The 21,952-nt window shown below is 70.9% G+C and carries 20 protein-coding genes; 15 read left to right on the top strand and 5 right to left on the bottom strand.

Features of this window, described 5'->3' with window-relative positions:
- Window positions 1-5 precede the first annotated feature (5 nt).
- Window positions 6-455 carry a hypothetical protein gene (locus tag ACYVF6_RS35530; protein ID WP_460527890.1) on the bottom strand — a complete coding sequence of 150 codons (450 nt, stop codon included), beginning with the start codon at window positions 453-455 and terminating at the stop codon, window positions 6-8.
- Window positions 456-585: 130 nt separating this feature from the next.
- Here ACYVF6_RS35530 and hisD point away from each other — a divergent pair, with 130 nt between their 5' ends.
- The 9 genes from hisD (at window position 586) to ACYVF6_RS35485 (ending at window position 7,610) form a co-directional block, all read left to right on the top strand.
- Window positions 586-1,932 (top strand): histidinol dehydrogenase, encoded by a 1,347-nt coding sequence (gene hisD, locus ACYVF6_RS35525; RefSeq protein WP_460527888.1) that lies wholly within the window; start codon window positions 586-588, stop codon window positions 1,930-1,932.
- The gene (locus tag ACYVF6_RS35520; RefSeq protein WP_460527886.1) at window positions 1,929-2,708 is read left to right on the top strand and encodes an inositol monophosphatase family protein; all 780 of its coding nucleotides are present in this window, start codon (window positions 1,929-1,931) and stop codon (window positions 2,706-2,708) included. Before hisD ends, ACYVF6_RS35520 begins: the two co-directional genes overlap by 4 nt.
- A gap of 5 nt (window positions 2,709-2,713) precedes the next feature.
- Window positions 2,714-3,793 carry a histidinol-phosphate transaminase gene (locus tag ACYVF6_RS35515; RefSeq protein WP_460527884.1) on the top strand — a complete coding sequence of 360 codons (1,080 nt, stop codon included), beginning with the start codon at window positions 2,714-2,716 and terminating at the stop codon, window positions 3,791-3,793.
- Window positions 3,790-4,389 (top strand): imidazoleglycerol-phosphate dehydratase, encoded by a 600-nt coding sequence (gene hisB, locus ACYVF6_RS35510; RefSeq protein ID WP_460527882.1) that lies wholly within the window; start codon window positions 3,790-3,792, stop codon window positions 4,387-4,389. Before ACYVF6_RS35515 ends, hisB begins: the two co-directional genes overlap by 4 nt.
- Window positions 4,390-4,393: 4 nt before the next feature.
- A complete protein-coding gene (locus ACYVF6_RS35505; protein WP_460527880.1) occupies window positions 4,394-4,540 on the top strand; it encodes a hypothetical protein in 147 nt (48 codons plus the stop codon).
- Window positions 4,540-5,178, top strand: coding sequence for an imidazole glycerol phosphate synthase subunit HisH (gene hisH / locus ACYVF6_RS35500; protein ID WP_460527878.1), 639 nt, complete (start codon window positions 4,540-4,542; stop codon window positions 5,176-5,178). Before ACYVF6_RS35505 ends, hisH begins: the two co-directional genes overlap by 1 nt.
- 63 nt (window positions 5,179-5,241) lie before the next feature.
- On the top strand, window positions 5,242-5,778 hold the full coding sequence (locus ACYVF6_RS35495) for a SigE family RNA polymerase sigma factor (protein ID WP_460527876.1): 537 nt from the start codon (window positions 5,242-5,244) through the stop codon (window positions 5,776-5,778).
- Window positions 5,775-7,235 carry a hypothetical protein gene (locus ACYVF6_RS35490; RefSeq protein ID WP_460527874.1) on the top strand — a complete coding sequence of 487 codons (1,461 nt, stop codon included), beginning with the start codon at window positions 5,775-5,777 and terminating at the stop codon, window positions 7,233-7,235. Before ACYVF6_RS35495 ends, ACYVF6_RS35490 begins: the two co-directional genes overlap by 4 nt.
- A 30-nt stretch (window positions 7,236-7,265) precedes the next feature.
- The gene (locus ACYVF6_RS35485; RefSeq protein ID WP_460527872.1) at window positions 7,266-7,610 is read left to right on the top strand and encodes a hypothetical protein; all 345 of its coding nucleotides are present in this window, start codon (window positions 7,266-7,268) and stop codon (window positions 7,608-7,610) included.
- Between the two features lie 33 nt (window positions 7,611-7,643).
- Here the strand turns inward: ACYVF6_RS35485 and fxsT are convergent, their stop codons facing one another.
- Complete coding sequence (gene fxsT, locus ACYVF6_RS35480) at window positions 7,644-9,881, bottom strand: FxSxx-COOH system tetratricopeptide repeat protein (protein ID WP_460527870.1); 2,238 nt, start codon at window positions 9,879-9,881, stop codon at window positions 7,644-7,646.
- Window positions 9,882-10,055: 174 nt separating this feature from the next.
- Window positions 10,056-11,021: a lysylphosphatidylglycerol synthase transmembrane domain-containing protein gene (locus tag ACYVF6_RS35475; protein WP_460527868.1), complete on the bottom strand. Its 966-nt coding sequence runs from the start codon at window positions 11,019-11,021 to the stop codon at window positions 10,056-10,058.
- A 55-nt stretch (window positions 11,022-11,076) separates the two neighbouring features.
- On the opposite strand from ACYVF6_RS35475, the gene ACYVF6_RS35470 reads away from it, so the two are divergent.
- Both ACYVF6_RS35470 and ACYVF6_RS35465 read left to right on the top strand, forming a co-directional pair.
- Complete coding sequence (locus tag ACYVF6_RS35470) at window positions 11,077-12,249, top strand: glycosyltransferase (protein ID WP_460527866.1); 1,173 nt, start codon at window positions 11,077-11,079, stop codon at window positions 12,247-12,249.
- Window positions 12,246-13,004: a class I SAM-dependent methyltransferase gene (locus ACYVF6_RS35465; protein ID WP_460527864.1), complete on the top strand. Its 759-nt coding sequence runs from the start codon at window positions 12,246-12,248 to the stop codon at window positions 13,002-13,004. Before ACYVF6_RS35470 ends, ACYVF6_RS35465 begins: the two co-directional genes overlap by 4 nt.
- A gap of 70 nt (window positions 13,005-13,074) precedes the next feature.
- Here ACYVF6_RS35465 and ACYVF6_RS35460 read toward each other — a convergent pair whose 3' ends face one another.
- Entirely contained in the window at window positions 13,075-14,037 is a 963-nt protein-coding gene (locus ACYVF6_RS35460) for a glycosyltransferase family 2 protein (protein WP_460527862.1), read from the bottom strand.
- Between the two features lie 149 nt (window positions 14,038-14,186).
- Here ACYVF6_RS35460 and ACYVF6_RS35455 point away from each other — a divergent pair, with 149 nt between their 5' ends.
- The gene (locus tag ACYVF6_RS35455; RefSeq protein WP_460527860.1) at window positions 14,187-15,803 is read left to right on the top strand and encodes a hypothetical protein; all 1,617 of its coding nucleotides are present in this window, start codon (window positions 14,187-14,189) and stop codon (window positions 15,801-15,803) included.
- Here the strand turns inward: ACYVF6_RS35455 and ACYVF6_RS35450 are convergent.
- Window positions 15,793-17,301 carry an ArnT family glycosyltransferase gene (locus ACYVF6_RS35450; RefSeq protein WP_460527858.1) on the bottom strand — a complete coding sequence of 503 codons (1,509 nt, stop codon included), beginning with the start codon at window positions 17,299-17,301 and terminating at the stop codon, window positions 15,793-15,795. The two genes, ACYVF6_RS35455 and ACYVF6_RS35450, sit on opposite strands and share 11 nt — an antisense overlap.
- 73 nt (window positions 17,302-17,374) lie before the next feature.
- Here ACYVF6_RS35450 and priA point away from each other — a divergent pair, with 73 nt between their 5' ends.
- The 3 genes from priA (at window position 17,375) to ACYVF6_RS35435 (ending at window position 21,938) form a co-directional block, all read left to right on the top strand.
- The gene (priA, locus tag ACYVF6_RS35445) at window positions 17,375-18,118 is read left to right on the top strand and encodes a 1-(5-phosphoribosyl)-5-[(5-phosphoribosylamino)methylideneamino] imidazole-4-carboxamide isomerase (protein WP_460527855.1); all 744 of its coding nucleotides are present in this window, start codon (window positions 17,375-17,377) and stop codon (window positions 18,116-18,118) included.
- Window positions 18,119-18,164: 46 nt separating this feature from the next.
- A complete protein-coding gene (locus ACYVF6_RS35440; protein WP_460527853.1) occupies window positions 18,165-20,663 on the top strand; it encodes an ATP-binding protein in 2,499 nt (832 codons plus the stop codon).
- Between the two features lie 291 nt (window positions 20,664-20,954).
- Window positions 20,955-21,938 (top strand): aldo/keto reductase, encoded by a 984-nt coding sequence (locus tag ACYVF6_RS35435; RefSeq protein ID WP_460527851.1) that lies wholly within the window; start codon window positions 20,955-20,957, stop codon window positions 21,936-21,938.
- Window positions 21,939-21,952 lie beyond the last annotated feature (14 nt).

Below are 21,952 nucleotides of genomic sequence, written 5' to 3'. Positions count from 1 at the left end.
CCTGGTCAATCCTGTCCGGAGTTGATGGCCTTGAGCAGGTCCAGCTGGTGCTCGTCACGAGCAGGCTGGTCCAGGTGACCGAGAAAGACCGCGACGATCGTCAGGTCGTCCAGTGGCCTGGCCTGCACCTCGCGGACGATCTGCCGCCAGGCGAGGAGGTTGGGATGGTCGGAGCCCGGCCAGGCCTCGGCCGGCGTCAGCCGCTGGATCGCCTGCTCCAGCTCTGCGACGGTCAGGACGTAGGTCCAGTTGCCGGAGCGGCGATGTCCGCACACCTCGGCCAGGATGACGGCCGGCAGCGGATGCGTACCGACGTTCACCATCGGGAAACGGGTGCCCTGCCCGTCGTCCACACCGACGGCATGTGCGTCAGGGCGAATCCAGCCGGGCATCCGGCGCTCGTACCTGGATAAGGCGGCTTGGATCTGATCGAGCGTGGACCACCGCTCGGCCACGTGGGCCCTCCCTCGGCTGCGTAATAGACCTGAGTCCCAAACAAGATCCAATACTTGAGAGTAGCCTGTCACGGTTTGTGATCACAGCACGGGCAGGGGGTGCGTACCGGCTCTCAGTACACTCGGTGACGTGATCAGAAGCATCGACCTCCGGGGCCGGCTCGCTGCCGGAGAGACCCTGGACTACCGCGCCCTTGTCCCGCGTGCGGAACTCGACGTCGAGGCGGCCCTCGACTCTATCCGCCCGACGATGGAGGACATCAGGCATCGCGGTCACGAGGCGGTGCTGGAGATCGCGAGCCGGGACGGAGTGGAGGTCACCGACCTGCGGGTGCCACCGGAGGCGCTCACCAACGCGCTGGCCGAGCTCGACCCCGACGTACGCGCGGCGTTCGAGGAGTCGATCCGGCGGCTGCGGATCGTGAGCGAGGCCGAGCTCGAGGCCGACCAGACCGTCGAAGTGGTGCCCGGTGGCCGGGTCACGTCGCGGCTGGTGCCGTTCCAGCGGATCGGCCTCTACGTGCCTGCCGGTGTCACCGCACTCGCATCCACCGTGCTGATGAACGTCGTTCCGGCACAGGTGGCCGGCGTCGAGAGCATCGCGCTGGCGTCACCGGCGCAGAAGGAGTTCGGCCGGCTCCCGCACCCGACCGTGCTGGCGGTGTGCGCCCTGCTCGGCATCGACGAGGTCTACACCGTGGGCGGCGTCGGCGCCGTCGGAATGTTCGCCTACGGCACTCAGGTCTGCCCGCGTGTCGACTTCATCGCAGGGCCGGGCCGGATCACCACGGTCGCAGCCAAGCGCCTGGTCAAGGGACTGGTCGGCATCGACTCCGAGGCCGGACCGAGCGAGATCCTGATCCTCGCCGACGAGACCGCCGATCCGGTGCACGTGGCCGCCGACCTGATCAGCGAGATCGAGCACGGCGAGCAGGCCGCGGGCGTGCTGGTCACGCCGAGCCAGGCGCTGGCCGAAGCAGTAGGTCGCGAGCTCGTCGACCAGGTCCCGGCGGCCAAGCACGCCGGTCGGATCGCCGCCGGGCTGGCCGGCGAGCAGTCCGGCATCGTGCTGGTCGACGACCTCGAGCAGGGTCTCGCGGTCGTCGACGCCTACGCCTCCGAACACGTCGAGGTGCTCACCACCGACGCCCGAAGCTGGGCGGCCCGGATCCGCAACGCCGGCGCGATCTTCATCGGGCCGTGGTCACCGGTTCCGCTCGGCGACTACTGCGCGGGCTCCAACCACGTGCTGCCCACGGGCGGCTGTGCCTGCCACTCCTCAGGGCTCTCGGCTCGCAGCTTCCTGAAGACCGTCCACGTCATCGAGTACGACGAGAACGCCTTGCGCGACGTCACCCCGCACGTGACCGCGATGGCCGACGCGGAAGACCTGCCCTCCCACGCCGCCGCCCTGACGATCCGCTTTCGGGGTCCGGGGTCGTCCCCGGAAGAAAACAGCCGGGAGCAACGCGCATGACAGAAATGACCGACGCGGAGCTCGGCGAACTCGCCCTGGCCTCCGCGCAGGTAGGCGCGCACGCGATCCTGCGGGAGCTGCGCCGGGGCGACCTCCAGATCCAGACCAAGGCACACGCCGCCGACTTCGTCACGGTCGCCGACAAGGCGGCCGAGCAGGCGATCATCGCGCTGATCCGGTCGGCGCGGCCGCACGACGCGATCCTGGCCGAGGAGTCGGGCGTGCACGCGGGCGACAGCGGCGTGCGCTGGGTGATCGACCCGCTCGACGGAACGATGAACTTCGTCCACCACCGCCGCGACTACGCCGTCTCGGTCGGTGTCGAGCGCGACGGCAAGATCGTCGCCGGCGCGATCGTCCGGCCGTACGAAGGCGACTGGGCGATGGCCGGCGGCGGTGCCTCGGCCTCGAGCGCCGAGCCACCTGCCGTGACGTCGACGGCGAAGCTCGGCGACGCCATGGTCGGCATCGGCCTGCCCAGCGGGCTCGACGACAAGCTGCGCGTCCACGGGCTGCTCGCCGAGCTCAGCCGGCAGGCGCGCGACTTCCGCCGGTCCGGCTCGTCGGCCTGTGAGCTGCTCTCGCTCGCGATGGGCCAGCAGGACGGCTACTTCGGCTTCGAGGTGAAGCTCTGGGACGTCGCGGCGGGCATCGCGCTGGTCGAGGCCGGTGGCGGCGCGTGCGAGTGGGTCACCACGGCCAGCGGCATCCAGGTCCTGGTCGCCGGCACGCCCGGCGTGCTTGACGACCTGATCAAGCTCGCGAAGGTGGTCTGAGCGCCATGGGACAGACTCTGGGCGACCTGCCGCTGCGCGACGACCTGCGCGGTGAGGAGCCGTACGGCGCGCCGCAGCTCGACGTGCCGTACCTCCTCAACGTCAACGAGAACCCCTATCCGCCGAGTGAGAAGGTCGTCGCCGACATCGCGGCCGCCGTCGCCGACGCGGCCCGGGGGCTCAACCGCTATCCCGACCGCGAGGCCTGGGACCTGCGCAGCGACCTGGCCGCCTACCTCGGCCACGACCTCACGCCCGGCCAGGTGTGGGCGGCCAACGGCTCCAACGAGGTCATGCTGCAGCTCCTGCAGGCGTTCGGCGGGCCTGGGCGCACGGCGCTGTCGTTCGCGCCGACGTACTCCATGTATCCCGAGTACGCCCGCGACACCTGCACCACCTGGGTGACGGGCCGGCGGGCAGAGGACTTCACGATCGAGATCGGTCATGCGCTGGAGCAGATCGAGCGACACCAGCCGACGGTCGTCCTGCTGACCTCGCCCAACAACCCGACCGGCACCGCGCTGCCGCTCGAGGTCGTCGAGGCAGTGTGCGAGGCGGCACCCGGCCTGATCGTCGCCGACGAGGCGTACGCCGAATTCCGCCGCGACGGCGTGCCGAGCGCGCTGACGCTGTTGCCGCGGTTCCCGAAGCTGGTGGTCAGCCGCACGATGTCGAAGGCGTTCGCGTTCGCCGGTGGACGGCTGGGCTACCTCGCCGCCGACTCCGCGATCGTCGACGCGCTGCGCATCGTCCGGCTGCCGTACCACCTGTCGGCGGTCACCCAGGCCGTCGCGCGTGCGGCGCTGCACAACGCGCCCGAGCTGCTGGCCAGGGTGGCCGAGCTGCGCGAGCGACGGGACGAGACGGTGGCGTGGTTACGCGAGCAGGGCTTCACGGTCGCCGACTCCGACGCCAACTTCGCACTGTTCGGTACGTTCGAGGACCGGCACGCGGTCTGGCAGGGCCTGCTCGACCGCGGCGTGCTGATCCGGGAGACCGGCCCGGCCGGGTGGCTCAGGGTGTCGATCGGGTCGGCGGAGGAGATGGCAGCGTTCCGCAAGGCGCTCGTGGAGGTAGTCAAGTGAGTCGTACGGCCCGGATCGAGCGGGAGACCAAGGAGAGCAAGGTCGTGGTCGAGCTCGACCTCGACGGCAGCGGGCAGGTCGCGGTGTCGACCGGCGTCCCGTTCTACGACCACATGCTCGACCAGCTCGGCCGGCACGGGTTGTTCGACCTGACCGTGCAGGCGCAGGGCGACGTCGACATCGACGTCCACCACACGGTCGAGGACACCGCGATCGTGCTGGGACAGGCGTTCCGGCAGGCGCTGGGCGACAAGCGCGGCATCCGCCGGTTCGCCGACGCGACCGTGCCGCTCGACGAGTCGCTCGTGCACGCGGTCGTCGACGTCGCGGGCCGTCCGTACTGCGTCCACACCGGCGAGCCGGAGGGGCAGGCGTACGCCATGATCGGCGGCCACTTCACCGGCTCGCTGACCCGGCACGTCCTGGAGACGCTGGCGTTCCACGCGCAGATCTGCCTGCACGTCCGCGTGCTGGCCGGCCGCGATCCACACCACATCGTCGAGGCACAGTTCAAGGCGCTGGCCCGGGCGCTGCGCGACGCTGTCGCGCTCGACCCCCGCGAGACCGGTGTGCCGAGCACCAAGGGAGCGCTGTAGCTCTATGGAGTACGTCTTCTTCGCGATCGCCGGCCTGCTGGTCGGCGGCGTGATCGCGGCGTTCCAGCAGAAGCGGCCGGTCTGGGTCCGCGTGGTCCTCGCCGTACTCGCGCTGGTGTTCCTCTACTTCGGCCTGCAGGAGGCTCGCTGATGAGCATGCCGAAGGTCGTGGTGCTCGACTACGGCTCGGGCAACCTGCGTTCGGCCGAACGAGCGGTCGCGCGGGCCGGAGCCGATGTCGAGGTGACCGGCGACTTCCAGGCCGCGCTCGACTGCGACGGGCTGGTCGTCCCGGGCGTCGGCGCGTTCGCGGCCTGCATGCAGGGGCTGCTGTCCGTACGCGGTGACCAGCTGATCGATCGCCGGCTGTCCGGTGGCCGGCCGGTGCTCGGCATCTGCGTCGGCATGCAGATCCTGTTCGAGCGCGGCGTGGAGCACGGTGTGGAGACCAAGGGCTGCGGCCAGTGGCCGGGCACCGTCGAGCGGCTGCACGCGCCGATCGTTCCGCACATGGGCTGGAACACCATCGAGGCGCCCGAGAACACGACGCTGTTCGCCGGCGTGGAGGACGAGCGGTTCTACTTCGTCCACTCCTACGCCGCGCGGGAGTGGGAGCTGGAGCCGCCGCCTGGACCGACCCAGCCGAAGGTCACCTGGACGCCGTACGAGCCCGACCGCTTCGTCGCAGCGGTCGAGAACGGGCCGCTGTGCGCGACGCAGTTCCACCCGGAGAAGTCCGGGGACGCGGGCGCGCAGGTGCTGGCGAACTGGCTGGCAACTCTTCGCTGACCCTTTCAACCTTTCGTGCACCGCCGGGGGTCGAGGGGGTGAACGAAAGAGAGGGGAGGCGTTGTGGATGCATCGGCTGAGACGGCATTCCGCCAGTTCGTCGAGACTCGCTGGCAGGCGCTGGTGAGGACGGCGTACCTGCTGGTCGGCGACCACGGTCACGCCGAAGACCTGGTGCAGGTCGCGCTGGTGCGAACGCACCGCAACTGGCACCGCATCGATCGGGTGGACGCGCCGGAAGTCTATGTTCGCAAGGTGCTGGTGAACCTCGCCAGCTCGCACTGGCGCCGGCTGTGGCGCCGCCTCGAGCACCCGTCCGATCGGCTACCGGACCAGACCGCCCCGGACGCGACCGGGGTCACCGACCAGCGGGCCGAGCTGTGGTCCGCGCTGCGGGCGTTGCCGCCACGGATGCGGGCCGTCCTGGTGCTGCGCTACTTCGAGGACCTTTCCGAGGCACAGACAGCCGAGCTGCTCGGCTGTTCGCTGGGTTCGGTCAAGAGCCAGGCCTCCCGCGGATTGGCCCGGTTGCGCACTTCGTACGGCGAGGGGCCTGGCAATGGTGCGCTCTCGCGCCTGCAGGGAGGTGTGAACCCATGAGCGTTCGGATCGAGGAACGACTCAAGGACGAGCTCGAGCAACGCGCCGGCGGGCTGCCCACGCGGTCGGACCCGTACACGCTCGTGCACCGGCGGATCGTCCAGTCGGCTCGGCGCCGGACCGGAGCACTGGTCGTCTGCGTCGTCGCACTGCTGGTCGCTGGTGTGGTGGCGACACCGAGGCTGCTCGGTGTCGGTGACCGCAACCAGCCGATCGACAGGCCGTCCGCCCGGCTGGACGGCTCGGCCGGCGTCCCGATGCAGTGGCCGGCTCGCGGTTCGCTGGCGGGCGACCAGGCCTACGTGCGGAAGGCCGCGGGCTGGCTGGCCGGGCGGGCCGACGTGGCTGCGTCGGATGTCAACGTGCTGTATGCCGGCGACGTCGGCGGCAAGCGCCTCGTCGTGGGTGCCTACCGGGGCGTGGACAAGTCGAGCCCCGTCCAGATCGTGAGCCTGGCCGGCCCGGCGGGCCGCGGCAGCGCGCCGACTGAGACTCCGGCGCTGTGGTACCAGCCGGCGGACTTCGGAGGTTTCGCCGCGTTCCTCCTGCCGGCCGAAGCAGGCAGGCGGGACCAGCGGCCGACAGTCGTCGCGCTCCCGGACTCGACGGTGCGGGCGTTGACGTACTCGTCCGACCCAACCATCCAGGCGGACGGCGACGTCGAGCGCGCCTGGACCGCGCTGGTCGACGAGGACAGTGAGCCGGGTGTGGTCACGGGCCGGCTCGCTGGGCCGGTAGCTCCGGGAGCACTCCGCATCCTCGCGTCGCGCGGCCCCGGCGAGCCGGAGACCGAGGGCGTGCCGGAGGACTTCACGGTGCTGGACGACCACCCGCGTACGCCGCTCAGGGAGATGGCGGAGCAGGCGAGCGGCGGCGACTACATCCCGGAGCTCTCGCCCGCACTGCAGCTGCTCGAGGTCTCCGACCTCGGCCGCGAGCAGATCACCTCCGTCCAGATCCCATGGCGATTCGACCGCGACGGCGAGTGGGTCGGGCTGCGGCTCGGTACGGCGGGCGGTGGCGTCCTGGAAGCGGTGTTCACGACCTCGCACACCATCACGTTGGAAGGCAGCGGCATGCAACGCGAAAGCCTGATCTACGCGGCCCGCGCCGTGCCGGCGGACCTGGCAGGCCGTGAACCCTTCTTCTGGTGGTCGCCCGACGAGGCGGGCTGCAAGGTGTACGGCTACGTGCCGGACCAGCTGGCGGCGACGGAGCTCCCGGACGCGAAGGTGGCCGGCGTCGACGTGCTGATCGAGGGCGAGAAGAGCGCCCGCCAGCCGGCGGCCAACGGCCAGCCGGTTACCGCGGACTACTGCGACCTGCTGCCGAGGGTCGATCGGAGCTCCGTGGCTGCTCTCGAGGTCCGGTTGCTCGACAAGAACGGGAAGAAGCTGTGGTCGGGCGCTCCCGTTCAGAAGTACCTGGGGAGCGACGAGAGCTGGGCGTTCCGGTAGGCGGCACCCGTCCCTGAGTAGGGTCGTCCGGTGAGCAAGGAGAGGCAACGGCGGCGGGAGGCCCGGGCGGCGGAAGTCGCCCGGGCAGCGGCGGTGCGGGAACGCCGAGAGACGAGGCGGCGCCGCCGCCGCGAACGGCTGGCGGCCCTGACTGCTTGGGTGCCGCGACCGGTGCGGTATCGCTCGCAGCAGGGGAGGCTGGCCGACCGGCGGCGCCGGCGGCAGGGGCTGCTGATCGCGGCGTTCCTCGTGCTCCAGGTCGTGGTCTTCCTGCTGAGCCAGAGCTGGTACCTGCGGTTCGGCGTGCTGGTGGTCTCCGCGTTGGTGTTCCCGGTGCTGTCGGCCCTGCTCACCAGCCGCGCGACGCGCTACTGAACGTCCGCGCGGCTGGTCGTCCGGGACGCGGGGCTAGCTGTCGGTCGGGTGGGCTGAGAGTTCACGGCGGCTCGGCCGGCCGGGGAGGCTGAGAGGGCCGTTCAGCCGGCGCAGCACCTCCTGGATGATCGCGGCCTCCTCGACGTCGAGGCCGTTGGCCAGCCCCGGCTCGCGGTGGCCGTCGATGATCCAGGTGAACGCGGCCGCGAACTCGCGGCGGCCGTGCGCGGATCGGCGTAGAGCGCCCAGGGCGCCCTCGATCTCGGTGTCCGAGCAGTGCCCGGTGGCGGCGTCGACCAGCCAGCTCACGCAGTCGTCGGGGTGGGTACGCCACGACAGCACCCGCGCCACGCCCTGCTGGGTGCGCAGGTGCGCTGCCCGGGCCGGCTCGCCCAGCTGGTCGAGCACGAGCGCGAGGTTGCGGGCCGCGTCGACCGCGGCGGGGTGGCGCATGCCGAACTGGCGCCGCCGGATGTCGAGGTTGTGCTCGAGGTAGCCCCGGGCGTCCTCCAGCCGGCCCAGCTCCTGCAGCACGATCGCGAGGTTGTTGGACGCGGCGAGCGTCACCTGGTGGTCCGGGCCGAGCGCTTCGCACGCTCCCGCGAAGACCTCTTGGTAGAGCCGCCGCGCATGGGACGGCCGGTCGAGCGCCCGCGCCACACCGGCGAGGTTGTGGGTCGCGATCAGAGCCGACGTGTGATCCCAGCCGTAGGCGTCGCGGCAGACCCGGCGGATCCGTTCGTACCCCTTCCAGGCCGACTGGAGGTCGCCGAGGTGCAGTTGCGCGTCGGCCAGCCGGCCGGATGCGGACAGGGTGTCGGGGTGGCCCTCGCCGAGCACCTTGCGGAACTTCGGCAGCATCAGCTCCAGCCGGGCCCGGGTGGTGGCGAAGTGCCCGAGCTCCTGCTCGATGCGTACGAGCGACAACACCGCCGCCAGCGTCATCGGATGGTCTTCGCCGAGATCGTGCTCACGGGACGCGACCGCGAGTGTGAGCTGGTCGCGGGCGTGCGCGGACTCGCCGCGTTCGACCAGATAGTCGGCGAGCCGGATCCGGAGCGCGGCATCGACCCGGCCGGCCACCTCCACGCGAGTGGCCTGCGAGAGCGCTGCTCGTACGTGCGGAAGCAGCGCTTGACAGGCGGTCCAGTTGGTCGGGTCGGTGACGTCGAGCGGGAACCGGCCGAGCAGCGCCGCGACCGCGCCGAGCGCACAGGCCCGCCGCTGGTCGATCGGGCAGAGCGCGCCGGTCAACTCCTGGACGAGCCGGTGCACCAGCAGCCGGCTGCCGGACACGATCGTGAGCAGCCCCAGCTGGGACAGCGTGTGCACCGCCCGGGTCCAGCCGTCGGGCTCGGTGAGGCAGCGCTGCAGCCGGCGCGGCAGGGCGGGTACGTCGGCGAACACCAGCTCCGCGGCCATCGGCATCGGTGCGAACGAGGAGAGGACGCACAGCAGGTCAGGTGCGGCTTTGTGGCGCTGCTTGGCCGCGGCGAGCGAGCGCCGCCAGGCGATCACGACCGGCATGGAGTAGTCGCGCTGGGCGAACTCCGGGTCGGACAGGACCTTGTTGCGTTCGCGCACGAAGCTGCGGTGGTAGGCCGCCAGGGGTGTGCGCGACCGCCGGCAGTAGGCCGCCGCGAGGGCGAGGGCCAGCGGCGACCCGTCGAGATCGCCGGCGACCGACTCCGCGCCCGCCTGGTCGCTGTCGCCACTGCTGCGCCGGAGGTATTCGACGGCGGGCGCCTCGGGCAGCGGGCCGACGCGGACGTGTGTGGTGGCACCGCTCCAGCCGCTGTGCCGCGAGGTGATGATGACCTGTCCGTCACCGGACTCGGGCAGCAGCCCGGCCAGCACGGCCGGATCGTCGGCGTCGTCGTAGACCAGCAGCCAGTCCTTGCGCCCGCCGAGGCGGATGAGCGCGTTCTGCGCCGCCTGGCGTTGGTCCGGCGCGCCGACACCGAGGGTCTCGGCCAGCTCGGCCAGACCCGCAATCGTTTCCAGCCGGCCGGTGGCACTGATCCACCAACGCAGTTGTAGTCGCCGTCGCTCAGTGTGCGCGTACGCCTGAGCGAGCACGCTCTTACCGATTCCACCGGGTCCCCAAAGCACGACGGCCGGAGCGCGGGTCGGCTCGTCCGAATCTACGCCAGGACCGGTTTCGTCTTCCTGGCTTGGAGATCGCAACGCCTGACGGAGCTGAGCCAGCTCGTGTTCTCGGCCGACGAAGACAGGTGGAGCTACCGGGAAGACCTGGTCGTGCAAGTACATGGTTGCCCCTCCAGCCACGTCGCTGGCTGTTGAGGTCACCCAGATCAAGCACGGACGACAGCGCCCTCCGCGTTCCGCGCCTCATCGACGCGACCTCAAACCTTTACCTTCAACAATGTCCGACGATGCCAAGCTGCGCAAGTGATCTTGCGCGTCCTTAACCGTTACGTGTCCCTACATCTCCACGCTGGAAGGGGCTTCGAGAGTTGCTCTTTTCTTTCGAAGCGAGATCGCGGACAGCCCGGCGAGCAGCAGATCGATGATCGTCATGAGAACTCTCGACATCACCGCGACGACGATCGCGTTGCCACTGCCGACCACGGGGGACAGGACGGCGACCATCGTCACCTCCCGCAGCCCGAGTCCGGCGGGTGCGATCACGAGCAGCGGGCCGATCGCCCACGCGAGCGCGAACCCGCCGATCGACAGCAGCGCGCTCTCGGCCGGGTCGGCGCCGAGGTCGGTGACCAACGCGAGGACATGCAGTCCGAGGAAGATCCACTGCACTACAAGGGTTCCGGCGGCCACCAGGCAGGTGCGCCACTGGAGCGGCTGTTCGAGCGGCGGACGTTTGGCCAACCGGAGCAGCAGGCCCAGCATCGGGTTGAGCACGCGCGGGTGGAAGCCGATCAGCAGGACCGGCGTCAGGACGAACGCCCACCGCAGCAGCGGGAAGTTGAGAGCCGCGAACGGCAGCGTCGCGCACGCGACCAGGAGTCCGGTCGTGAGGTTGAAGAACATCAGCAGCACGAAAGCCGTCGCCGAGCGCCGCCTCGGCACGCCGTGGTCGCGGCCGAGCTCCATCTGCGCGACCATCGGCCAGACCGAGCCGGGGATGTACTTGCCGAGCTGGCTGATGAACAGTACGCGAACAGCTACCCGCCACGGCAGCTTCGAACCGAGACCGGCCAGCAGTGTGCGCCACACGCCCATGCTGGCGACCAGCCCGATCACGATCGCGAGACCGGCGGCGCCGATCGCCAGGACCGAGAGGCGGTCCAGGGCCTGCCGGATCTGGCCCCACTCGCTGACCACGGCGTACCCGCCCAGAGCGACCGTGACCACGACGAACCCCACCCGGACCGGCCGGCTGGAGAGCGCACGAAACAGCCCGGTCAACGTGAGGTTGGGAGTGGGCACGACGTGAAGCGTACGCGACGTCTCGGGATGGATTCCGTCGGCTACTCTGCCGTCCGTGCGAGTGCTGGTATTCGGGACGTACGACGTCAGGGCGCATCCTCGCGTCGGCGTGCTCGCGGCCGGCCTGCGTGGTCACGGCATGCGGGTCGAGGAGTGCAACGAGCCGCTCGGCATCGACACCGCGGGGCGGGTCGCGATCCTGCGCCGGCCGTGGCTGCTGCCGTGGCTCGCGCTGCGGATCGTGCGGTGCTGGGCGACGCTGGCGCTGCGCGCGCGACGCCTGCCCGCGCCTGACGTGGTGCTGGTCGGCTACCTCGGGCACTTCGACGTGCTGCTGGCCAGGCGGCTGTTCCGTCGTACACCGATCGTGCTCGACCATCTGATCAGTGCGGCCGACACCGCCCGTGACCGCGGCGAGAGCGGCGGGATCAAGCAAGCGCTGCTTGCGTGGCTGGACCGCGCGGCGCTCGGGTCGGCCGATGTGGTCGTCGTCGACACCGACGAGCACCGCGAGCTGCTGCCGGAGCGGTTCCGCGACGAGGCCGTGGTGGTCGCCGTGGGCGCGCCGGAAGCGTGGTTCTCGGCCGGCGAGAAGAAGACCGCGGAAAGCCCAGGCGAAATCGAGGCGAACACGGCCGGACCCAGCGCGGGCCCGCTGCGCGTGGCGTTCTTCGGGCTGTATACACCTCTGCAAGGCGCGACGGTGATCGGTCAGGCGCTGGGTGAGCTCGCGGACGAACGGATCGAGGTGACGATGATCGGGCGAGGTCAGGACCGTGCCGCGGCCGAAGCCGCTGCGGCGTCCAACCCGCGAGTGCGCTGGCTGGACTGGGTGCCGGCCGGCGAGCTTCCCGAGGTCGTCGCCGGGCACGACGTCTGCCTCGGGGTGTTCGGCACCGGCCCGAAGGCGCTACGGGTCGTACCCAACAAGGTCTTCCAGGGTGCCGCGGCCGGCTGCGCGATCGTCACCTCCGACACGGCGCCGCAACGTCGAGTCCTCGGCGAGGCCGCCGCGTACGTGCCCGCCGGCGACGCAGCTGCGCTGGCGAAGCTCCTGGCGCGGCTCGCCGGTGACAGGGGAGAGCTCGCCCGGCTGCGTACGGTGGCCGGTACGCTCGCCCGCAACCGGTTCTCGCCGGACCAGGTGGCAACACCGCTGGTCGACCGGCTGCGCCAGGTAACCGAGCCCACCCAGCCACCCGCCACGAAGCCAGAGGAGTCGTCGTGACCCTGCCCCCGCTCAGCCCGAACGCCTGGATGCGCTGGGACCTGGTGTCCAGGCTGCTCCCGCCCGGCGCCCGTGACGTCCTCGAGGTCGGCTGTGGCCAGGGCGGCTTCGCCGCTCGGCTGGCGTCCCACTACCCCTCGTACACCGCCGTCGAGCTGGACGAGATCGCGTACGAGGTCGCTCGGGCCCGCCTGAAGGCGGCCGGCGGCCGGGGCGAGGTGCACAACGGCGACCTGTCGGTGCTGCCCGACGGCAAGAAGTTCGACCTGGTGTGCGCGTTCGAGGTGATCGAGCACATCGAGGACGACCGCAAGGCGCTGACCGAGTGGGCGGAGCGGCTGCGACCGGGTGGGTGGATGGTGCTGAGCACGCCGGCGTTCCAGCACCGGTTCGCTCCGGCCGACACGATGGCCGGGCACTTCCGGCGGTACGACCCGCCCGTGATGACGCAGCTGCTGCACGACATCGGGCTGCGCAACGTGCAGGTCCAGCAGTTCGGCGGGCCGCTGGGCTACGTGCTGGAGGCCGGCCGCAACTACGTCGGCCGGCGCCGGGAGACGGCGAACGCGTCGTCGTCGAAGGCGGAGCTGACCAGCGGCAGCGGAAGGTTGTTGCAGCCGAGCTCGGGCCTGCAGGGCGCGGTGACGCAGTACGGCACGCTGCCGTTCCGGATGCTGCAGCGGGCGGTGCCCGGACACGGGCCGGGCCTGGTGGCCAAGGCCCAGCTGCCCGAGTCGGACACAGACGCGCGCTAGAACCGTCGGAACGAGCCGGCAACCGCCCCGGTTGCCGGCTCGTCCCGACAGTTCGAGCGGTCGGGCGGGTTCAGCCGTCGCGGGAGCGGACGATCAGGTCGGCCAGCAGGGCCAGTGAGGCGATGATCATGCCCGCGAGGAACAGGAACAGCGTGTTGTTGGCGATCCGCACCGGATGCGCGATCACGTCGTAGATCGCCTTTCCACTGCCGAGCAGGAGCAGGATCAGCGCCGGCGGCATCAGCACCTTGAGCGGGTTGAAGTACATCACCATCCGCAGCACCTGCAGGATGTAGCGGTAGGCGTCCTTCACGAAGTGGAACTTCGACTTCCCCGCCCGCTTCGCGTACGAGATCGGCACGTAGCGGATGTCGTGCTGGTTGTGCAGGAACGACATCGTGATCGTCGTGACGCAGGAGAAGCCGGGGGGCAGCAGCCGGAGGTAGGGCAGCGACACCTCGCGGCGGAACGCCCGCAGGCCGGAGTTGAGATCCGGGATCTTGGTGTTGCTGAGGTATTCCGCGACCTTACGGATCAGCCACTTCGCCGGCACTCGGAGGAACTTGTACGTTCCCTCCTCCGACGACCGGGCGCCCACCACCTGGTCGATCGTCGGATCTTCCTCGAGGATGCGTACGAGGTCCGGGATCTGCTCGTTGGGGTAGCTCATGTCGGCGTCGGTCCAGACGACGATGGAGCCGCGGGCCTGCTGGGTGCCCACGCGCCGCGCCGTGCCGGAGCCGCCGTTGCGGTGGAACGGCAACAGCCGCATCTTCGGGTAGCTGGGCTCGGCCGACCGCAGCACCTCGAGCGTGTTGTCGGTGGACGCGTCGTCGATGACGAGCAGCTCGTAGCTGTAGCCGCTGGCGTCCATCGTCGTGGTGATGCGCTCGATCTCCGCGAGCACGTGCTCCTGCTCGTTGTAGCAGGGGAGCACGACCGTCACCCGCGGGCCGCCCTGGTCGTCTGGTGGGATCATTTGGGGCTCGGCCGCAGGCTTCGCGGGGTCGAGACGCATGAACGACGACGTCATGGGCCGTAAGAATACTGCCTGCCCGAAGCGCTCGATCGCATTCCGACCTGACGAGCCGTAAACAATTGGCGAACGAAGCGTGACGATCGCAGGTCTGCCGGGTGTTCCCGCTTGCTCCACCCCGCTCACTCCCATAAGTTGCTCCCGCCATGACGGACACCATGCAGACCGCCGAACCCGCCCGGACCTCGAGTGGGCGTGGGCCGCGTGGGTGGTCCGGCCGGCTGGGCCCCCTCTACACCACGCTCGCCGCGGTCGCTCTGACCGTCGCGGCGGTGATCTTCCAGCTCTGGCTGCTGCCCTCGCCGTACCCCTCGGACCAGATCAACTACGTCGACAGCGCCCGCGACTTCCCGGTGCCCGCGGAGGGGATGGCGGTCCACCAGTTCACGCGGTACGGCCTGCTGCTGCCGATCCGGCTGTGCATCGAGCTGTTCGGCTACTCCACGGTGTCCTACTTCGCGGTCGCGATGTTCGCCGGCGTCGCGCTGGTGCTCGCGGTCTTCGCACTGGGTTCGCTGCTGTTCTCGCGTACGGTCGGCCTGGTCGCCGCGGTGATGGTGATCGCCAACAACGTGATCGTCTACGACCTGATGCAGCCGCTGCCCGACCTGCTGTCGACCGCGCTGTTCACCTGGGCGGTCGTGCTGGCCGTCGCCCTCCGGCAGCGCCGCGGCGCGGTGACCCGGACGCGGCTCCGGCGCGCGATCGTGCTGCTCGCGATCGGCGCGCTGCTGGGCTGGAGCTACCTCGCCCGCGAGTACATCGTGTTCGCCTGGCCGCTGATCCCGCTGCTGCTGGTCCGCCGGGTCGGCTGGCGCGGCTACCTGCTCCTGCTCGCGCCGCTCGTGCTGACCGGCGCGCTCGAGCTCGCGCTGAACCAGTGGACCTACGGCGACTTCCTGGCCAGGGAACGCGCGGTCACCGGGCACGGTGGCGGCGAGATCCGCCCCGACCTGGCCGCGACCTACCAGGACAAGTCGCGATGGTGGTACCTCACCCGGCTGCCCGCGGGCCTGGCGGAGGGCCCGGAGAAGTACTGGCTGCTCGGCGCGCTGGCCGCGTTCGTGGCCGGCGGGCTGGTGTTCTGGCGCCGGGTCGGCTGGCTGCTGGTCTGGGCCGGCTTGGTGTACGTACCGCTCGTGCTGCTCGGCGGCCTGCTCGACCCGGACGCGCCGAAGCTCCGGCTGCAGCTGACGCGCTACTGGTTCCCGGTGATCCCGGCCATCGTGATCGGCGGGGTCGCGGTCGGATGGCTGGTGGCGCGGTGGCTGGCCCGGCGGGTTCCGCCGCTGCGCCGTCGTGCCGGCGTCATCGCGGCCGTCTGCGTACTCGCCGTCGGTGGGACCGGGCTGGCGATGGCGGCGCCGGGTTGGCAGCAGCAACGGGGATACCGGACGCTGCACACGTACCAGCTGTCGGAGTTCCGGGGCTGGCTGGCCGCGCACAGCTCAGAGGTGGACGTGCTGTGGACGGACGCGCGAACGGTGCGGATCCTGCCGCTGTACTTCAGCGGGCCGGCCGGCGGAGTGAACTGGTCGGGCAGGCTGCGGACGATGTATCCGCCGGAGAGCGTGCAGGCGAGCGTGGGTGTGCTGCCCGAGCCGGGGGAGTACGTCGTGCTCTACAGCGTCAAGGGCCGGTGGCCGTGTGACCACTGCTACCGCTACACCCGGAAGCTGTTCGGCGATCCGCTGAAGGTTCCGTCCCGCTGGCAGCAGGTGTTCGCGTCGTCGGACGGGTCGCTGCTGGTGTTCAGGGCTTGACCATGGCCCGATCGAGGTCGGAGGCACGGACGAGGAAGTAGATGCCGTTGCGTGCCTCGACGTGGTCGAGGACCTCGGACCCGCGCAGCCAGACCGGGATGGAGTCCTCCCGGAGCAGCACGAGGTCGTCCGGGCGGGCCTTCGCGGCAGTGTCGGGACGGAAGCGGTTCGGGTGGATGTCCCAGTAGTAGGCCAGCCAGCGGACCGCGCCGAACGAGACGTTCCAGCCTTCCTCCTGGCCGGACGCCGGACCGTGCGTCCTGACCAGTTCGCCGGCGTCGAGTGGGCGGGTGACGTAGTCCTTGGCCTGGTCACCGGTCACGAGCCCCACGAACGCCGCGACCAGCAGACCGCCGCCGGCAACGCCGGCCACCGCACCCACGGCCGACGGCAGCCGGACCCAGATCAGGTTCAGCAGGGCCGCCATCCCGACCACGCCCGGCACCAGGATCGGGAAGATCCAGTAGTCGTGGATGAACGAGCCGTTCGGCAACCCCACGATCCAGCCGATCGAGAGCAGCGTGGACGCGGCCGTGACGAACCGCGTGCTGCGCTTGAGCAGGCCCGCCACGATCCCGAGCGGGAGGAGGACGAGGTACCACGCCGGCAGCAGGTCGGTGAGCCACTGCCACTGCTGCAGCACGAACTCCCGGACGGTGAAGCCGCCGCCCTCGGTACGGAACTCGGTCTGCGCCTTGAGATCGGTGACGCCCGACAGCCCGACGACGAACGCGAGCGTGACCAGCAGCCCACCGACCATCGAGGCACCCACCAGGACGGTCGGCCTGTCGAAGCGTCTCTTCGCGAACAGCCACAACCCCAGGACCGCCGCGAACCCGACGTTCAGCCAGCCGGTGAGCACTGACAGCACACCGGCCGCGCAGGCCAGCCCGATCAGCCATCCAGGTGGTTCCGGCCGCCGGCGCAGCTGCGCGATCGCCGCCGCGAGGATCAGGATCGGGCCGAGCTCGAACACCATCCGCCCGTAGATCCAGAACAGCCCGGTCGCGGCCATCAGGCCGAGCGCGAGCAGCAGCGGCACCCAGCGGACCTGGAGCGCCCGCAGCAGCCAGGCCGCCGCCGGGATGGCGAGCACGCCGAGGAGGTACGGCCCGAGCCGGATCTGGTACTCGCCGTCGCCCGGCAGCAGGCCGAACAGCGCCGAGACCAGCGTCGCGAGCGGCGGGTGGTGGGCGTACGTCGTCACGCTCTCCTCGAACGAGGTGTACGGCGACCAGTCGGCACCGAAGTGCGAGCCGACCAGGCCCATCCGGTCGAGGTTGCGGATCTGCAGCGCGAGCCGGGCGAACACCCTGCCTTCGTGATTGTCGCCGTAGGCGGCGTCCAGCACCGGCGCCCAGCTCAGCGCGACGACGAGCGTCACCCCGAGCACGCCGAGCCAGCCCAGCGCGTCGCGGCGGCTACGCCAGGGGCGGGGGCGCTCGGCCGCGTCGGCGGCGGGTCGGGTCGGCATCGTCGTTGGCAGCACCGTCGGCATGGGCAGGCAAAGTACCTCCAGAAGGTAACGGGCAATTGGCCGGCACGCGGTCGGTGGATTAACCTCGCCGACTGTGAACTCCAGTTCTTCGCGATCCCTCGACCTCCTGCCCGCCGTCGACGTCGTCGAAGGCGGTGCGGTCCAGCTCGTCCAAGGCGTGGCCGGAAGCGGCGGAAAGTACGGCGACCCGCTCGAGGCGGCGCTGCGCTGGCAGCGGGCCGGAGCTTCCTGGGTCCATCTCGTCGACCTGGACGCGGCGTTCGGCCGGGGTGACAACCGGGTCTTGCTGGCGTCGGTGATCGACCGGCTCGCCGAGCTTGACGTCAACGTGGAGTTGTCGGGCGGCCTGCGCGACGACGACTCCCTCGGCTGGGCTATGAGCACCGGCTGCACCCGGGTCAACATCGGCACGGCCGCGCTCGAGAACCCCGAGTGGTGTGCGAAGGCCATCGCGACGCACGGCCCGCGGGTCGCCGTCGGTCTCGACGTCCGCGGGCACACGCTCGCCGCCCGCGGGTGGACGCGCGAGGGCGGCGACCTGTTCGAGACGCTGGCCCGCCTCGACGCCGAAGGCTGCGCCCGTTACGTCGTCACCGACGTCAACAAGGACGGCATGCTGCAAGGCCCGAACGTCACGCTGCTCCGCGAGGTCTGCGCCGCGACCGACCGGCCCGTCGTCGCGTCCGGCGGCATCTCGAGCCTGCGGGATTTGCTGGCGATCGCGGAGCTCGTGCCCGCCGGCGTCGAGGGCGCGATCGTCGGAACCGCGCTGTACGCGGGCAACTTCACGCTGGAGGAGGCACTGGCAGCGGTCTAGACTCGGCTCGGCGGATGACGGGGCAGGCACTATGGGGGTGTCAGGAATGGGTGAGATGGGGAGGGACGCAGCGGAGGACACGGCGACACCGCGAACGGTGCGGCCGAACCCGTCGCTCGCGGTCGACGTCGCGGGCTTCGCCGAGCAGTTACGCCTGCTCAAGGTCTGGGCGGGAGACCCTTCGCTGGACCGCCTGCGCCAGCTCACCGGCGTTCCTCGCAGCACGTTGTCCGACGCGCTGAGCGGTGAACGGGTCGGCCTGCCCACGCTGGAGAACGTCGAGCGTCTCCTACGCGCGCTCGGGCTGGACGAGACCGAGGCCACGCCGTGGGTCGCCGCCTGGAACCGGATCCAGGCCGCGCTGACCACGACCCTGGCCGGCGGTGCGGAGAGCGATCGGGCCCGGCCCGCTTCGGAGGCCGCGCTGGAAGCCGTCCGGAAGGCGCCCGTTCCGCGGCTGCTGCCCGAACCGACCAGCTTGTTCGTCGGCCGCGACGACGACCTCGCGGCACTCGGGTCGTTGCTGGCCGAGGACGCCGGTGCGGTCGCGGCGATCTGCGGACCCGCCGGGTCCGGAAAGACCGCACTCACCGTCCACTGGGCGCATCAGGTCGCCGACCGCTTCCCCGACGGTCAGCTCTACCTCAACCTCGGCGGCTTCGGCCCGGGTGAGCCGATGGGTGTGCAGCAGGCGCTCGCCGTACTGCTTCGCGGTCTGGGCGTTCCGGGTGAAGAGATGCCCGGCGACCCGGCCGGTCAGGCAGCGCTCTACCGCTCGCTGCTCGAACAGCGCAGGGTGCTGGTCGTTCTCGACGACGCGGCGGGCTTCCACCAGGTGCGCATGCTGCTGCCGGCAAGCTCCGCCTGCCTCACGCTGGTCACCAGCCGCGACCCGCTCACCGCTCTGGTCGAACGCGAAGGGGCCAGGCGGCTCCAGCTCGGCGCGCTGCCACCGGCTCATTCGCTCGACCTGCTGGCCGGCGTGCTCGGCAACCAAAGGCTGTCCGACGAGCCCGAATCCGCATGGAACCTCTCGGGGCTGTGCGCGCATCTCCCGCTGGCGTTGCGGATCGCCGCGGCGTACCTCGCGGCCCGGCCGAACCTCGCGCTGGCGACGTACGTCCGCAAGCTCGGCGGTGGGCGCTCGCCGTCGCCCACGCCCGACACCGGTGCCGAGGAAAGCGCCGTCCACTCGGCGTTCGACGTGACCTACGACGATCTGGACCCGCTCGCGCAGCGGCTGTTCCGGCGGCTGAGCCACATCACCGGCTCCGACTTCGCCGCGCCCACGGTCTCGATCCTGATCAACTCGACCGAGCGCGAGGCCGAGCGGCTGCTCGGCGTCTTGGTGACCGCGCACCTGGTCGAGCTGGTCGGGCCCGGCCGGTACGCGATGGTCGACCTCCTGCGCTTCTACGCCGGCGAGCAGCTGCGCTCGGACGAGGACGAGCAGGATCGGATCGCCGTACGCCGGCGGCTGTTCAGCTGGTACCTCCACTCGGCGGCGGCCGCTGTGCAGACGTTCAGCCCGGCGCCGCTGTGGCTGCCGTTGCCGCCGGTCGACGTCGACCTCCGGCCGCTGGAGTTCGACGATCCGGACGCCGCGCTGGCCTGGCTCGACAGCGAGCACTCCAACCTGCTGACGCTGATCGCCGAGGCCGCCAAACGCGGGCCGCAGGCGGTCGCATGGCACGTGGTCGACGTGCTGTCGACCTACCTCGGCATGCGAGCACACCGCGTCGAGTCGGTGGCCGCGGCACAGATCGGTCTGGAAGCGGCCATGCAGGCCGACGACCGGGACGCGGAAGCGGCGATGTACATGCGGCTCGGCCAGGCGCAGGACGCCCTGGGCGACGCCAAGACGGCCGTTCAGCACGCGCTGCAGGCGATCGCACTGAGCCGTACGGTCGGCGACCAGTTGCGCGAGGCGTTCACGCTGATCAGCCTCGGCGACGGCATGCGCAAGCTGGGCCGGCCGGAGCACGCCGGCAAGGCGTACGTCGGTGCGGGCGCGCTGTTCCGCGAGCTGGGCCAGTCGAAGTTCCTGGCCCGGGTGGCGTGCCGGCTGGGTCTGGTGCAGCACGACCTCGGTCGGCTGGGCGAGGCGGCCGAGGCGCTGCGGTCGGCGCTGCGGCAACACTCGCGAGCCGGCGACAAGCTGGGCGAGGCCGAGACGCTGGGCTACCTCGCGGGCGTCCTCCACGACGCCGGCCGCGACCGGGAGGCGATGGCCACCGCGAACCGCGCGGTGGCGCTGTCGGTCTCGTTGGGCCCGGCGGCCGAGGCCGATGCGTGCATCCAGCGGGCGATGTGCCGGTTGCTGCCGGCCGATGATGCGACCGGTCAGCTGGAACACGCGCTTGAGCTGGCGCGGTCGGTGGGTTACCGGTCGGCGGAGGCCCGGGGCCTGCTGGCACTGGCGGAGCTGCTCGGCCGGCAGGGCGAGATCAGCGCGCGCCGGACGTTCGCTGAGCAGGCGCTGGCCCTGGCCCGGACGACCGGCTACCGAGTGATCGCGAACCGGGCCGAACAGCTGCTGGCCTGACGTCCCCTCTTTGCCGCTTCGGATCAGGCAAGGCGCCTTGGTGTAACCATTTGTCGCCGGGGAGGACTAGATGGTGTCCAGCAGAGGGCTGCTGAGCCGACGCCGGCTCATTCGGAAGGCTGAGCGAAGGAGCTGACGTCGGCGGGCTTGGGGCGCTGGTCGCCGGCTGTGGTGGTGCGGACGAGGGGGCCGCACCCCAAGCCGGCTCGACAGGCGCCGAGCCGTGAAAGGTGCGGCCGCCCGGCACAGTAGAGCGCACTGCGCCAGTCGACCGGGCCTAGGCTGGCCCCCATGGAGAAACGCGATCTTGGACGGACCGGACGTCAGGTCGGTGTGATCGGGCTCGGAGCCTGGCAGCTCGGTGCCGACTGGGGCGAGGTCAGCGAGGCCGACGCGCTCGCGACGCTGCATGCCGCGGTCGACGCGGGGGTGACGTTCATCGACACCGCCGACGTCTACGGCGACGGGCGCAGCGAGCAGATCGTCGGCAGGTTGCTGCGGGAGCGACCGGACGCCGGGCTCACCGTCGCGACCAAGATGGGGCGACGGGTGCCGCAGGAGCCGTCGGCGTACACGCTGGAGAACTTCCTGGCCTGGAACGACCGCTCCCGCGCCAACCTCGGCGTCGACACGCTCGATCTGGTCCAGCTGCACTGCCCACCGACGCCGGTCTACTCCACCGACGCGGTCTACGACGCGCTGGACCGGCTCGTCGAGGAGGAGCGGATCGCGGCGTACGGCGTGAGCGTCGAGACCTGCGACGAGGCACTGACGGCGATCGCGCGGCCGGGTGTGGCGAGCGTGCAGATCATCTTGAACGCGTTCCGGCTGAAGCCGCTGGAGGCGGTGCTCCCGGCTGCTCGGAAGGCCGGCGTCGGCATCATCGCGCGGGTGCCGCTGGCCAGCGGCCTGCTGTCCGGACGGTACGACGAGAGCACGGTGTTCGGCGCAGACGACCACCGCACGTTCAACCGGCGCGGTGAGGCGTTCGACGTCGGAGAGACGTTCTCCGGTGTCGACTTCGGCACCGGCCTGGCCGCCGTCAAGCGGCTGTTGCCGGAGGTCCCGGCCGGGGCGACGATGGCGCAGTTCGCGCTGCGCTGGGTGATCGACCAGGCCGGCGTGAGCGTGGTGATCCCGGGCGCGCGCAACCCGGAGCAGGCGCGGGGCAACGCGGCCGCCGCGGACCTCGAGCCGCTGTCGGAGTCGCAGCTCGCCGCGGTCCGCGAGACCTACGACGAGCTGATCCGGCCCGAGATCCACGACCGTTGGTAACCGCGAGCCGAAAG

The sequence above is a fragment of the Flindersiella endophytica genome (genome assembly GCF_054779015.1).
This window is presented reverse-complemented; position numbering and strand designations above follow the sequence as displayed.